This window comes from Escherichia sp. B1147 (genome assembly GCF_001660175.1).
In the GTDB taxonomy this organism is placed as follows: domain Bacteria; phylum Pseudomonadota; class Gammaproteobacteria; order Enterobacterales; family Enterobacteriaceae; genus Escherichia; species Escherichia whittamii.
Genome location: NZ_LFHY01000006.1, coordinates 98,989 through 112,576, shown reverse-complemented (window position 1 = coordinate 112,576; position 13,588 = coordinate 98,989). Strand labels below are relative to the sequence as shown.

The window sequence follows — 13,588 nt, the reverse complement described above, 5'->3', positions numbered from 1 at the left end:
AGATGACACAACTGTGCTTCACGCCATCTATTAACATGTACGTCAGTATATGGGGATGTTTCCCCCACATTCAACGTCGAGAATAGAGGAAAAATGAAAGGGGAGATAAAATCCCCCCTTTTTGGTTAACTGACTGTATGAAAATGGTTAATTATTCACCAGATGCCTGTTGTGCTTCCGGCTTACCATAAATCAGCAGCGGTTTGCTCTGGCCATCAATTACCGATTCGTCGATAACCACTTTTTCAACATCTTCCATAGACGGCAGATCGTACATGGTATCGAGCAGTGCGGCTTCTACGATGGAGCGCAGACCGCGGGCGCCGGTTTTACGCACCATCGCTTTCTTCGCGATAGCATCCAGCGCCTCGTCACGGAACTCCAGATCAACACCTTCCAGATTAAACAGCGCCTGATACTGCTTGGTCAGGGCGTTCTTTGGCTCTTTGAGGATCTGAATCAGGGCTTCTTCACTCAGTTCATTCAGCGTTGCTACAACTGGCAGACGACCGATGAACTCAGGGATCAGACCAAACTTGATCAGATCTTCCGGTTCAACCTGCGCCAGCAGCTCGCCTTCGCTTGCTTTGTCGGACTTCGCTTTTACCGTCGCGCCAAAACCAATGCCGGAGCCGGTTTCTACGCGATGGGAAATCACTTTATCCAGACCGGCAAACGCACCACCACAGATAAACAGGATCTTAGAGGTATCTACCTGCAAGAATTCCTGCTGCGGGTGTTTACGTCCACCTTGCGGCGGAACAGCAGCAACTGTACCTTCGATCAGTTTCAACAGTGCCTGCTGTACGCCTTCACCGGAAACGTCACGGGTAATAGACGGGTTGTCAGACTTACGTGAAATCTTGTCAATTTCATCGATGTAGACAATACCGCGCTGTGCTTTCTGTACGTCGTAGTCGCACTTCTGCAACAGTTTCTGAATGATGTTCTCAACGTCTTCGCCCACATAACCGGCTTCGGTCAGCGTGGTCGCATCGGCCATAGTGAACGGAACATCCAGCAGGCGTGCCAGCGTTTCAGCCAGCAGCGTTTTACCGGAACCGGTCGGACCGATCAGTAGAATGTTACTTTTGCCCAACTCGACGCCATTGCTGGTATCGCCATTGCGCAGACGTTTGTAGTGGTTGTATACCGCGACCGCCAGCACTTTTTTCGCCTGTTCCTGACCGATAACGTAATCGTCCAGGTGGTTGCGAATTTCATGCGGCGTCGGTAGCGCACTGCGTTCACGATGCGGTGCAACTTCTTTAATCTCTTCGCGAATGATGTCGTTACATAAATCAACACATTCGTCGCAGATATACACGGATGGTCCGGCAATCAGCTTGCGCACTTCATGCTGGCTTTTGCCGCAAAAAGAGCAGTACAACAGTTTGCCTGAGCCATCTTTGCGTTTATCTGTCATGGGTCAAAACCTCTTCTTTGTTCTTTGTGCCGCACACGACGACGCAAATGCCATTCTCAGGCGCAAGTCGCTTATAGCGTTGTGCCGCCCTGGATAAGTATAGCGGCACAGTTGCGCCTCTGGCATCAATTACGATGGGTCAGAATCGAATCGACCAGACCGTATTCCACCGCTTCAGGAGCAGAAAGGAAGCGATCGCGCTCGGTATCTCGTTCAATCTGTTCTAATGATTGACCCGTATGGAGCGCCATAAGTTCATTCATGCGCCCTTTAACTTTCAAAATTTCACGGGCATGAATTTCGATATCGGTCGCCTGGCCCTGATAGCCGCCCAGCGGTTGGTGAATCATCACGCGCGAGTTCGGCAGGCAGAAACGTTTACCTTTTGCCCCTGCGGTCAGCAGGAATGCGCCCATCGAGGCCGCCTGGCCCATACAGATGGTGCTGACATCAGGCTTGATAAACTGCATGGTGTCATAGATAGACATCCCGGCAGTGATCACTCCGCCTGGGGAGTTAATGTACAGATAGATATCTTTTTCTGGGTTTTCCGCTTCCAGGAACAGCATCTGCGCCACAATCAGGTTAGCCATGTGGTCTTCAACCTGGCCAGTCAGAAAAATAACGCGTTCCTTAAGTAGACGAGAATAGATATCAAAAGAGCGCTCACCGCGTGAGGTCTGTTCAATGACCATCGGCACCAGCGCCATATGGGGTGCAAAATTATCTCGTTCGCCGCTGTATGACATTTCCGTCTCCTGGATAAAATTGAAAAAACCTGCTGTACCGATTGTAACCTTATGGACGGATTATCAGCTAGTCCCTGTGTTATGGGTACGGCATCATCCTATTTCAAGCATAACAATCTTTTGTTGTTACGCTAACACCGAAAGAGCGTTTTCGCACGGTTCCATGCAAAATTCATGACAAAAAAAAGCCCACCACCTGGCGGTGACGGGCCTTTATGCGAATTTAGCGCGTTATGCTGCGTAAATTACGCCTGCTGGTTCATCAGCTCGTTGAAAGTGGTTTCTTTTTCAGTCACTTTCGCTTTCGCCAGTACAGCTTCAACAGCCTGTTCTTCCAGAGCCACGTTACGCATGTTGTCCATCAGCTCTTTGTTTTTGCTGTAGAACTCGATAACTTCTTTCGGATCTTCGTATGCAGAAGCCATCTCTTCGATCAGACCTTTCACACGCTCTTCGTCAGCTTTCAGCTCGTTGGTGCGGATAACTTCGCCCAGCAGCAGGCCAACAACTACGCGGCGTTTAGCCTGTTCTTCGAACAGTTCACGCGGCAGTTCCAGCGCTTGTTTCTCATTGCCGCCGAAACGCTGTGCAGCCTGGCGACGCAGAACGTCGATTTCGCTGTCGATCAGCGCAGCCGGAACGTCGATGTCGTTAGCTTTTACCAGACCTTCGATCGCCTGAGACTTAACGCGGTTACGAATGGCGCTCTTCAGCTCGCGTTCCATGTTTTTACGCACTTCAGCGCGCAGACCTTCTACGGAACCATCTTCAACGCCGAAACGTTTGATGAATTCAGCAGTCAGTTCCGGCAGTTCACGCTCTTCAACTTTCTTCAGGTTGATAGCGAATTTCGCTGCTTTACCCTTCAGGTTTTCTGCGTGGTATTCTTCCGGGAAGGTCACGTCGATGGTGAACTCTTCGCCCGCTTTGTGACCTTTGATACCGTCTTCAAAGCCCGGGATCATACGACCCTGGCCCATCGCCAGTACGAAATCAGACGCTTTACCGCCTTCGAACTCTTCGCCGTCTACAGAACCGGTGAAGTCGATGGTTACGCGGTCTTCTGCTTCAACAGCGCCGTCTTTTTCTTTCCAGGTCGCCTGCTGTTTACGCAGTGTATCCAGCATGCCGTCAACGTCAGCGTCGGTCACTTCAACGATCGGTTTTTCAACTTCGATCGCTTCCAGACCCTGCAGTTCAACTTCCGGATAAACTTCAAACTCTACAGAGTAGGTGAAGTCTTCACCCAGCTTGTATTCGCCCGGAACATAGGTCGGTGCGCCAGCCGGATTGATTTTTTCTTTAATGATGGCGTCAATGAAGTTACGGCTCATCAGGTCACCCAGAACGTCCTGGCGTACAGACGCGCCATAACGCTGAGCAACGATATTCATTGGCACTTTGCCTTTACGGAAGCCGTCAATACGTACTTTTTTCGCAACGTTGACCAGCTCGCTTTTAACAGCGGTTTCGATGCTGTCAGCAGCGATAGTAATCGTTACACGGCGGCCAAGGCCTTGAGTGGTTTCAACTGAAACTTGCATCTTGTTACCTCAAAAAATCACAGTGCTCGGTCAACTCTTACCCCGCGAGCACAGGTTGTTGGCTTCGCGGTACCGGGATGTTCTTATAATCAATCACATTCCCTGTTACCAGAATCATCCCGAAAGCATTCAAATGGACGCGGCATTATAGCGACATCACTTTTATGAGTCGAGAACGGTTATTGCACGCTACCGCGTATTTTTTCACAATTCCCGGGGAATTTTCGTCTGAATGCTGGGCAAAAAGCGCAAAATCCAGACAAAACAAAACGGCCCGTAGGCCGTTTTTCATAAAATCTTTAGCAACATACTGGAAAAGCGCCGACGGTTGCAAATGCGTTTTTACGCAATGCTTCCTGCTCCACGACAGGGAGGAGAGGCAAAAATGGTATCCTGCAACCCTTCCCATTCCTTAATAGTGTAAGTATGCAGAGCCAGCGCATGAACGGTAGTAGAGAGTTCCTCCGCTAAAGTACTGTAAATCATTCGATGACGATTCAGAAAACGTTCACCCATAAAACGATCGCTGACCAGCACAACTTTAAAATGGCTTTCAGAGCCGGCTGGGACATTGTGACGATAGCTTTCATCCACAACTTCGAGGAATACGGGTTGGAACGCAGTCCTTAATTTTTCTTCTATCCGCTCACGTATCATCATGAAATATCTCCTCCGACAACGCTGAGATGTCACCCATCCCTTTAAATACTAGCCGCTTTTACCGTTTCCATTACAGCTTAACAACAAATAATTAGCTTTCATCCTATTTTTTCTGTCAAGCGTATGAAGTTTACTGATTTAAAGATTGATTCACTGGCTTCACATCAGTGTTTCTTTTACTCAAGGCGATTATTTCGTCAACATAATGAATTTACATGTCTTACCCACTTCCCCTCGTCGTTGGCGATGTTATGATGGCGGGAATCTTTACCAAACACGCTTAAAAGTCTCTGAGAGCCAGAACATGTTCAAAAAAATCCTCTTCCCTTTAGTTGCTCTGTTTATGCTTGCAGGATGCGCAAAACCGCCAACAACCATTGAAGTTTCTCCGACAATGACGCTGCCACAGCAGGACCCAAGTCTGATGGGCGTCACCGTTAGCATTAATGGTGCCGATCAACGTACCGATCAGGCGCTGGCGAAAGTGACCCGCGATAATCAGATTGTCACCCTGACCGCCTCTCGCGATTTGCGTTTCCTGCTGCAAGAAGTACTGGAAAAACAAATGACCGCGCGTGGTTACATGGTCGGCCCAAATGGTCCGGTGAACTTGCAAATCATCGTTAGTCAGTTGTATGCGGACGTATCCCAGGGCAACGTGCGTTACAACATCGCCACCAAAGCAGATATCGCCATCATCGCTACCGCGCAGAATGGCAACAAGATGACCAAAAACTATCGTGCCAGCTACAACGTTGAAGGCGCTTTTCAGGCTTCCAACAAAAATATCGCCGATGCGGTTAACAGTGTGCTGACCGACACCATTGCTGACATGTCTCAGGACACCAGCATTCACGAATTCATCAAGCAGAACGCGCGTTAATTTCTGCCTTCTGGCCCGGTGAAAGCCGGGCCTGTAGACGCCCATGTCCAGTCAATATTTACGTATTTTCCAACAGCCACGTTCAGCCATTTTGCTGATCCTGGGTTTTGCTTCCGGGCTACCACTTGCCCTGACATCCGGCACGTTACAGGCGTGGATGACCGTTGAGAATATCGATCTTAAAACCATCGGTTTCTTCTCTCTGGTAGGCCAGGCTTATGTATTTAAATTTCTCTGGTCCCCGCTGATGGACCGCTACACCCCACCGTTCCTCGGACGTCGACGCGGTTGGCTGCTCGCTACACAAACTCTATTGTTACTGGCCATTGCGGCGATGGGTTTTCTCGAACCTGGCACCCAATTACGCTGGATGGCGGCACTGGCGGTGGTGATCGCTTTTTGCTCCGCCTCCCAGGATATCGTCTTTGATGCGTGGAAAACGGATGTACTTCCTGCGGAAGAACGCGGCGCAGGTGCAGCAATCAGCGTGCTGGGTTACCGTTTAGGGATGCTGGTTTCTGGTGGTTTAGCCTTATGGCTGGCAGATAAATGGCTGGGCTGGCAAGGCATGTACTGGTTGATGGCGGCGCTGCTGATCCCCTGTATTATCGCGACGCTTCTTGCACCAGAACCAACCGACACCATTCCTGTACCCAAAACGCTGGAACAAGCTGTTGTAGCACCGTTGCGAGATTTCTTTGGCCGTAATAATGCATGGCTGATTCTGCTGTTAATCGTTCTTTACAAACTGGGCGATGCTTTCGCCATGAGTCTGACAACCACCTTTTTGATTCGCGGCGTCGGATTTGATGCCGGTGAAGTGGGTGTAGTTAACAAAACGCTCGGTCTACTGGCAACCATCGTCGGCGCATTGTTCGGCGGAATTTTAATGCAGCGCCTGTCATTGTTCCGTGCGCTAATGATTTTCGGCCTTTTACAAGGTGCGTCCAACGCAGGTTACTGGCTGCTTTCCGTGACTGATAAGCATCTCTACAGCATGGGCGCGGCAGTCTTTTTCGAAAACCTGTGCGGTGGGATGGGTACATCGGCGTTTGTAGCGCTGTTAATGACTTTGTGTAATAAGTCATTTTCCGCCACCCAGTTTGCCCTGCTCTCGGCACTTTCTGCTGTCGGACGGGTTTATGTAGGACCTGTAGCAGGTTGGTTTGTTGAAGCTCACGGCTGGCCGACGTTTTATCTGTTCTCTGTTGCCGCCGCCGTACCTGGACTTATTTTGCTGCTGGTCTGCCGACAGACGCTGGAGTACACGCGGGTCAATGACAACTTTATCCCACGTACCGAGTATCCGTCAGGTTATGCCTTCGCCATGTGGATCCTTGCGGCAGGCTTCAGTTTGTTAGCCGTGTGGCTATTGCTGTTAACGATGGACGCCCTGGATTTGACCCACTTCTCCTTCCTGTCTGCTCTGCTGGAAGTCGGCGTTTTTGTCGCCCTGTGCGGAGTCGTGCTTGGTGGTTTACTGGATTATCTGGCGCTACGAAAAACGCATCTGACGTAATCTGTGAATATTATTTAGCTGTAGTAATCACCCGTCGTAATTATTACGGCTAAATAAACATCAGCATCGCTTAATAATATTTGTTCTTTTGTGCGGCTTAGATTTCGAAAATTATTGACGCTATTTATAGATTCTATTTTTTTACACGATTCAGCTAATGACACTTTATTTCCCCTCACCTGAAATGTCACATCAATGATAATTGATTGTTAAATAATTGTTTTGTTTTAAGATTGGTTATACCAATTGCCCTGCTACCACCCTTCTGTGCCTCCCTTTCGTTATAACGCCCTTTTGCAACAGCTTCTTAAAATCAACTTGATATGTTTTGCAACATATGTGACCCGACAGCCAAATCCAAGCAACAGGAATTTAATCATGTTTACAGTAATGTAACCTTCCCGTAAAATGCCCACACACTTTAAACGCCACCAGATCCCGTGGAATTGAGGTCGTTAAATGAGACTCAGGAAATACAATAAAAGTTTGGGATGGTTGTCATTATTTGCAGGCACTGTATTGCTCAGTGGTTGTAATTCTGCGCTATTAGATCCCAAAGGACAGATTGGTCTGGAGCAACGTTCACTGATACTGACGGCATTTGGCCTGATGTTGATTGTCGTTATTCCCGCAATCTTGATGGCTGTTGGTTTCGCCTGGAAGTACCGTGCGAGCAATAAAGATGCTAAGTACAGCCCGAACTGGTCACACTCCAATAAAGTGGAAGCTGTGGTCTGGACGGTGCCTATTTTAATCATCATCTTCCTTGCGGTACTGACCTGGAAAACCACTCACGCTCTTGAGCCTAGCAAGCCGCTGGCACACGACGAGAAGCCCATTACCATCGAAGTGGTTTCCATGGACTGGAAATGGTTCTTCATCTACCCGGAACAGGGCATTGCTACCGTGAATGAAATCGCTTTCCCGGCGAACACTCCGGTGTACTTCAAAGTGACCTCCAACTCCGTGATGAACTCCTTCTTTATTCCGCGTCTGGGTAGCCAGATTTATGCCATGGCCGGTATGCAGACTCGCTTGCATCTGATCGCTAACGAACCCGGTACTTATGACGGTATCTCCGCCAGCTACAGCGGCCCGGGCTTCTCAGGCATGAAGTTTAAAGCTATCGCCACACCAGATCGCGCCGCATTCGACCAGTGGGTCGCAAAAGCGAAACAGTCGCCGAACACCATGTCTGATATGACTACGTTCGAAAAACTGGCTGCGCCTAGCGAATACAACCAGGTGGAATATTTCTCCAACGTGAAACCAGATTTGTTTGCCGATGTGATTAACAAGTTTATGGCTCACGGTAAGAGTATGGACATGACCCAGCCAGAAGGTGAGCACAGCGCACACGAAGGTATGGAAGGCATGGACATGAGCCACGCGGAATCCGCCCATTAAAGGGGTTGAGGAAGAATAAAGATGTTCGGAAAATTATCACTTGATGCAGTCCCGTTCCATGAACCTATCGTCATGGTTACGATCGCTGCCATTATTTTGGGAGGTCTGGCGCTCGTTGGCCTGATCACTTACTTCGGTAAGTGGACCTACCTGTGGAAAGAGTGGCTGACCTCCGTCGACCATAAACGCCTCGGTATTATGTATATCATCGTGGCGATTGTGATGCTGCTACGTGGCTTTGCTGACGCCATTATGATGCGTAGCCAGCAAGCCCTTGCCTCGGCGGGCGAAGCGGGCTTCCTGCCGCCTCACCACTATGATCAGATCTTCACCGCGCACGGCGTGATTATGATCTTCTTCGTGGCGATGCCTTTCGTTATCGGTCTGATGAACCTGGTGGTTCCGCTGCAGATCGGCGCGCGTGACGTTGCGTTCCCGTTCCTCAACAACTTAAGCTTCTGGTTTACCGTTGTTGGCGTGATTCTGGTTAACGTTTCTCTCGGCGTGGGCGAATTTGCGCAGACCGGCTGGCTGGCCTATCCACCGCTATCGGGAATAGAGTACAGTCCGGGAGTCGGTGTCGATTACTGGATATGGAGCCTCCAGCTATCCGGTATTGGTACGACGCTAACCGGTATTAACTTCTTCGTTACCATTCTGAAGATGCGTGCGCCGGGCATGACCATGTTCAAGATGCCAGTATTTACCTGGGCATCACTGTGCGCAAACATTCTGATTATTGCCTCCTTCCCAATTCTGACGGTTACCGTCGCGTTGCTGACCCTGGATCGCTATCTGGGCACCCATTTCTTTACCAACGATATGGGTGGCAACATGATGATGTACATCAACCTGATTTGGGCATGGGGACACCCGGAAGTTTACATCCTGATCCTGCCTGTTTTCGGTGTGTTCTCCGAAATTGCGGCAACGTTCTCGCGTAAACGTCTGTTTGGTTATACCTCGCTGGTATGGGCAACTGTCTGTATCACTGTACTGTCGTTCATCGTCTGGCTGCACCACTTCTTTACGATGGGTGCGGGTGCGAACGTAAACGCCTTCTTTGGTATTACCACGATGATTATCGCCATCCCGACCGGGGTGAAGATCTTCAACTGGCTGTTCACCATGTACCAGGGGCGCATCGTGTTCCATTCTGCGATGCTGTGGACCATCGGTTTTATCGTCACCTTCTCGGTGGGCGGTATGACTGGCGTGCTGCTGGCAGTACCGGGCGCGGACTTTGTTCTGCATAACAGCCTGTTCCTGATTGCGCACTTCCATAACGTTATCATCGGCGGCGTAGTCTTCGGCTGCTTCGCAGGGATGACCTACTGGTGGCCTAAAGCGTTCGGTTTCAAACTGAACGAAACCTGGGGTAAACGCGCGTTCTGGTTCTGGATCATCGGCTTCTTCGTTGCCTTTATGCCGCTGTATGCGCTGGGCTTCATGGGCATGACCCGTCGTTTAAGCCAGCAGATTGACCCGCAGTTCCACACCATGCTGATGATTGCCGCCAGCGGTGCAGTACTGATTGCGCTGGGTATTCTCTGCCTCGTAATTCAGATGTACGTTTCTATTCGCGACCGCGACCAGAACCGTGACCTGACTGGCGACCCGTGGGGTGGCCGTACGCTGGAGTGGGCAACCTCTTCCCCGCCTCCGTTCTATAACTTTGCCGTTGTGCCGCACGTTCACGAACGTGATGCATTCTGGGAAATGAAAGAGAAAGGCGAAGCGTACAAAAAGCCTGACCACTATGAAGAAATTCATATGCCGAAAAACAGCGGCGCCGGTATCGTCATTGCGGCTTTCTCCACCATCTTCGGTTTCGCCATGATCTGGCATATCTGGTGGCTGGCGATTGTTGGCTTCGCAGGCATGATCATCACCTGGATCGTGAAAAGCTTCGACGAGGACGTGGATTACTACGTGCCGGTGGCAGAAATCGAAAAACTGGAAAACCAGCATTTCGATGAGATTACTAAGGCAGGGCTGAAAAATGGCAACTGATACTTTGACGCACGCGACTGCCCACGCGCACGAACACGGGCACCACGATGCAGGCGGAACCAAAATCTTCGGATTTTGGATCTACCTGATGAGCGACTGCATTCTGTTCTCTATCTTGTTTGCTACCTATGCCGTTCTGGTGAACGGCACCGCAGGCGGCCCGACAGGTAAGGACATTTTCGAACTGCCGTTCGTTCTGGTTGAAACTTTCCTGCTGTTGTTCAGTTCCATCACCTACGGCATGGCGGCTATCGCCATGTACAAAAACAACAAAAGCCAGGTTATCTCCTGGCTGGCGTTGACCTGGTTGTTTGGTGCCGGATTTATCGGGATGGAACTCTATGAATTCCATCACCTGATTGTTAACGACATGGGTCCGGATCGCAGCGGCTTCCTGTCAGCATTCTTTGCACTGGTGGGTACCCACGGTCTGCACGTCACTTCTGGTCTTATCTGGATGGCTGTGCTGATGGTGCAAATCGCTCGTCGTGGACTGACCAGCACTAACCGTACCCGCATCATGTGCCTGAGCCTGTTCTGGCACTTCCTGGATGTGGTGTGGATCTGTGTGTTCACTGTTGTTTATCTGATGGGGGCGATGTAATGAGTCATTCTAACGTGAGCGGCGGCGCATCCCATGGCAGCGTAAAAACCTATATGACAGGGTTTATCCTGTCTATCATTCTGACGGTAATTCCGTTCTGGATGGTGATGTCAGGTTCTGCCTCACCGGCCGTAATTCTGGGAACAATCCTGGCAATGGCAGTGGTACAGGTTCTGGTGCATCTGGTGTGCTTCCTGCACATGAATACCAAATCAGATGAAGGCTGGAACATGACGGCGTTTGTCTTCACCGTGCTAATCATCGCCATCCTGGTTGTAGGCTCCATTTGGATCATGTGGAACCTCAACTACAACATGATGATGCACTAAGAGCGGCGGTTATGATGTTTAAGCAATACCTGCAAGTAACGAAACCAGGCATCATCTTTGGCAACCTGATCTCGGTGATTGGGGGATTTTTGCTGGCCTCGAAGGGCTGCATTGATTATCCCCTGTTTATCTACACGTTGGTTGGGGTGTCACTGGTTGTGGCGTCGGGTTGTGTGTTTAACAACTACATCGACAGGGATATCGACAGAAAGATGGAAAGGACGAAGAATCGGGTGCTGGTTAAAGGCCTGATCTCTCCTGCTGTCTCGCTGGTGTACGCCACGTTGCTGGGTCTTGCTGGCTTTATGCTGCTGTGGTTTGGCGCGAATCCGCTGGCCTGCTGGCTGGGGGTGATGGGCTTTGTGGTGTATGTCGGCGTTTATAGCCTGTACATGAAACGCCACTCGGTTTACGGCACGTTGATTGGTTCTCTCTCTGGCGCAGCGCCGCCGGTGATCGGCTACTGTGCAGTGACCGGTGAGTTCGATAGCGGTGCAGCTATTCTGCTGGCTATCTTCAGCCTGTGGCAGATGCCTCACTCTTATGCCATCGCCATTTTCCGCTTTAAGGATTATCAGGCGGCAAACATTCCGGTTCTGCCGGTGGTGAAAGGCATTTCGGTGGCGAAGAATCACATCACGCTGTATATCATCGCCTTTGCCGTTGCCACACTGATGCTCTCTCTTGGCGGTTACGCTGGATATAAATATCTGGTAGTCGCTGCGGCAGTTAGCGTCTGGTGGTTAGGTATGGCCCTGCGCGGCTATAAAGTTGCTGATGACAGAATCTGGGCGCGCAAGCTGTTCGGCTTCTCTATCATCGCCATCACTGCCCTCTCGGTAATGATGTCCGTTGATTTTATGGTGCCGGACTCGCATACGCTGCTGGCTGCCGTTTGGTAACGCGACATTTCTGTTAAAAAGGTGCTACGGCACCTTTTTTCTTAGCATTAGAAACATATCCCCCACGAAATATTTACTAAAAAATCCGCTTGTTTACCCCAATCGTTTACCGCTTTACACTAGTCGCGAATTTAAAATAGAGGTGGTAATGAACGATTATAAAATGACACCAGGTGAGCGGCGTGCGACCTGGGGTTTAGGAACCGTATTTTCATTGCGCATGCTGGGCATGTTTATGGTTCTGCCGGTTCTGACCACGTACGGCATGGCCCTGCAAGGTGCCAGCGAAGCGTTAATCGGTATTGCCATTGGTATTTATGGTCTGACCCAGGCCGTTTTTCAGATTCCGTTTGGCCTTCTTTCCGACCGCATTGGCCGCAAACCATTAATTGTTGGCGGGCTGGCGGTGTTTGCTGCCGGTAGTGCTATCGCTGCGCTCTCTGACTCCATCTGGGGAATTATTCTGGGCCGGGCGTTACAAGGCTCTGGCGCGATTGCAGCTGCCGTTATGGCGCTGCTTTCCGATCTTACGCGCGAACAAAACCGCACCAAAGCGATGGCATTTATCGGCGTGAGTTTTGGCATTACCTTCGCCATTGCGATGGTGCTTGGCCCAATTATCACTCACAAACTTGGGCTACACGCGTTGTTCTGGATGATCGCTATACTGGCAACGACTGGCATCGCGTTGACCATTTGGGTTGTACCCAACAGCCGCACGCATGTACTTAATCGTGAATCCGGGATGGTGAAAGGCAGTTTCAGCAAAGTGCTGGCAGAACCGCGGCTACTGAAACTCAACTTTGGCATTATGTGCCTGCATATTTTGCTGATGTCGACCTTTGTCGCTCTTCCTGGGCAACTTGCTGGCGCAGGTTTTCCGGCGGCTGAACACTGGAAGATCTATCTGGCGACGATGTTAATCGCCTTTGGCTCGGTCGTGCCTTTCATTATCTACGCCGAAGTTAAGCGCAAGATGAAGCAAGTTTTTGTTTTTTGCGTAGGACTGATCGTGGTTGCGGAAATCGTGCTGTGGAACGCACAAACGCAGTTCTGGCAACTGGTGGTCGGCGTGCAGCTGTTCTTTGTGGCGTTTAATTTGATGGAAGCCCTTCTGCCCTCGCTTATCAGTAAAGAGTCGCCAGCAGGTTACAAAGGTACGGCGATGGGCGTTTACTCCACCAGCCAGTTTCTTGGCGTGGCGATTGGCGGTTCGCTGGGCGGCTGGATTGACGGCATGTTTGACGGTCAAGGGGTATTTCTCACTGGCGCAATGCTGGCAGCCGTGTGGCTGGCAGTCGCCAGTACCATGAAAGAACCGCCGTATGTCAGCAGCTTACGCATTGAAATCCCGGCGGACATTGCCGCAAACGGTGCGTTAAAAGTGCGTTTGTTGGAAACCGCGGGTGTCAAAGAAGTGTTGATTGCAGAAGAAGAACATTCGGCTTACGTGAAAATCGACAGCAAAGTGACGAATCGCTTTGAGGTTGAACAGGCAATTCGTCAGGCATAAAAAACGAGGCGAAATAGCCTGCTTCGCTACGCTTATCAG

Annotated in this window: 12 protein-coding genes; 8 read left to right on the top strand and 4 right to left on the bottom strand. The window is 50.3% G+C overall.

The window, feature by feature from the left end; translation table 11 throughout:
• Positions 1–151: 151 nt before the first annotated feature.
• From clpX to bolA, 4 genes are all read right to left on the bottom strand, one after another.
• The gene (gene clpX, locus A9180_RS06295) at positions 152–1,426 is read right to left on the bottom strand and encodes an ATP-dependent protease ATP-binding subunit ClpX (RefSeq protein ID WP_001529766.1); all 1,275 of its coding nucleotides are present in this window, start codon (positions 1,424–1,426) and stop codon (positions 152–154) included.
• Positions 1,427–1,551: 125 nt separating this feature from the next.
• Positions 1,552–2,175 (bottom strand): ATP-dependent Clp endopeptidase proteolytic subunit ClpP, encoded by a 624-nt coding sequence (gene clpP, locus A9180_RS06290; RefSeq protein WP_000122253.1) that lies wholly within the window; start codon positions 2,173–2,175, stop codon positions 1,552–1,554.
• Between the two features lie 245 nt (positions 2,176–2,420).
• A complete protein-coding gene (gene tig / locus A9180_RS06285; protein ID WP_001198386.1) occupies positions 2,421–3,719 on the bottom strand; it encodes a trigger factor in 1,299 nt (432 codons plus the stop codon).
• A 342-nt stretch (positions 3,720–4,061) separates the two neighbouring features.
• On the bottom strand, positions 4,062–4,379 hold the full coding sequence (bolA, locus tag A9180_RS06275; protein WP_000973458.1) for a transcriptional regulator BolA: 318 nt from the start codon (positions 4,377–4,379) through the stop codon (positions 4,062–4,064).
• A 304-nt stretch (positions 4,380–4,683) separates the two neighbouring features.
• Here bolA and A9180_RS06270 point away from each other — a divergent pair, with 304 nt between their 5' ends.
• The 8 genes from A9180_RS06270 to A9180_RS06235 all read left to right on the top strand — a co-directional run bounded on the left by A9180_RS06270 (position 4,684) and on the right by A9180_RS06235 (position 13,549).
• Positions 4,684–5,262, top strand: a complete 579-nt coding sequence (locus tag A9180_RS06270; RefSeq protein WP_000473501.1) for a lipoprotein — start codon at positions 4,684–4,686, stop codon at positions 5,260–5,262.
• A gap of 43 nt (positions 5,263–5,305) precedes the next feature.
• A complete protein-coding gene (ampG, locus tag A9180_RS06265) occupies positions 5,306–6,781 on the top strand; it encodes a muropeptide MFS transporter AmpG (RefSeq protein WP_064527148.1) in 1,476 nt (491 codons plus the stop codon).
• A 459-nt stretch (positions 6,782–7,240) separates the two neighbouring features.
• Positions 7,241–8,188: a cytochrome o ubiquinol oxidase subunit II gene (cyoA, locus tag A9180_RS06260; RefSeq protein WP_064527146.1), complete on the top strand. Its 948-nt coding sequence runs from the start codon at positions 7,241–7,243 to the stop codon at positions 8,186–8,188.
• Between the two features lie 21 nt (positions 8,189–8,209).
• Positions 8,210–10,201: a cytochrome o ubiquinol oxidase subunit I gene (cyoB, locus tag A9180_RS06255; RefSeq protein WP_000467154.1), complete on the top strand. Its 1,992-nt coding sequence runs from the start codon at positions 8,210–8,212 to the stop codon at positions 10,199–10,201.
• A complete protein-coding gene (locus A9180_RS06250) occupies positions 10,191–10,805 on the top strand; it encodes a cytochrome o ubiquinol oxidase subunit III (protein ID WP_000179822.1) in 615 nt (204 codons plus the stop codon). Before cyoB ends, A9180_RS06250 begins: the two co-directional genes overlap by 11 nt.
• Positions 10,805–11,134, top strand: a complete 330-nt coding sequence (locus A9180_RS06245; RefSeq protein WP_000019801.1) for a cytochrome o ubiquinol oxidase subunit IV — start codon at positions 10,805–10,807, stop codon at positions 11,132–11,134. The genes A9180_RS06250 and A9180_RS06245 overlap by 1 nt, the downstream gene beginning before the upstream one ends.
• An 11-nt stretch (positions 11,135–11,145) precedes the next feature.
• Positions 11,146–12,036 carry a heme o synthase gene (cyoE, locus tag A9180_RS06240; protein WP_064527144.1) on the top strand — a complete coding sequence of 297 codons (891 nt, stop codon included), beginning with the start codon at positions 11,146–11,148 and terminating at the stop codon, positions 12,034–12,036.
• Between the two features lie 148 nt (positions 12,037–12,184).
• The gene (locus tag A9180_RS06235; RefSeq protein WP_064527142.1) at positions 12,185–13,549 is read left to right on the top strand and encodes an MFS transporter; all 1,365 of its coding nucleotides are present in this window, start codon (positions 12,185–12,187) and stop codon (positions 13,547–13,549) included.
• The last annotated feature ends 39 nt before the right edge of the window (positions 13,550–13,588 follow it).

Excerpts from the sequence above, each read along its gene's own strand:
- clpX (WP_001529766.1), bottom strand. The coding sequence starts at position 1,426 with ATGACAGATAAACGCAAAGATGGCTCAGGCAAACTGTTGTACTGCTCT.
- clpP (WP_000122253.1), bottom strand. The coding sequence starts at position 2,175 with ATGTCATACAGCGGCGAACGAGATAATTTTGCACCCCATATGGCGCTG.
- tig (WP_001198386.1), bottom strand. The coding sequence starts at position 3,719 with ATGCAAGTTTCAGTTGAAACCACTCAAGGCCTTGGCCGCCGTGTAACG.
- bolA (WP_000973458.1), bottom strand. The coding sequence starts at position 4,379 with ATGATGATACGTGAGCGGATAGAAGAAAAATTAAGGACTGCGTTCCAA.
- A9180_RS06270 (WP_000473501.1), top strand. The coding sequence starts at position 4,684 with ATGTTCAAAAAAATCCTCTTCCCTTTAGTTGCTCTGTTTATGCTTGCA.
- ampG (WP_064527148.1), top strand. The coding sequence starts at position 5,306 with ATGTCCAGTCAATATTTACGTATTTTCCAACAGCCACGTTCAGCCATT.
- cyoA (WP_064527146.1), top strand. The coding sequence starts at position 7,241 with ATGAGACTCAGGAAATACAATAAAAGTTTGGGATGGTTGTCATTATTT.
- cyoB (WP_000467154.1), top strand. The coding sequence starts at position 8,210 with ATGTTCGGAAAATTATCACTTGATGCAGTCCCGTTCCATGAACCTATC.
- A9180_RS06250 (WP_000179822.1), top strand. The coding sequence starts at position 10,191 with ATGGCAACTGATACTTTGACGCACGCGACTGCCCACGCGCACGAACAC.
- A9180_RS06245 (WP_000019801.1), top strand. The coding sequence starts at position 10,805 with ATGAGTCATTCTAACGTGAGCGGCGGCGCATCCCATGGCAGCGTAAAA.
- cyoE (WP_064527144.1), top strand. The coding sequence starts at position 11,146 with ATGATGTTTAAGCAATACCTGCAAGTAACGAAACCAGGCATCATCTTT.
- A9180_RS06235 (WP_064527142.1), top strand. The coding sequence starts at position 12,185 with ATGAACGATTATAAAATGACACCAGGTGAGCGGCGTGCGACCTGGGGT.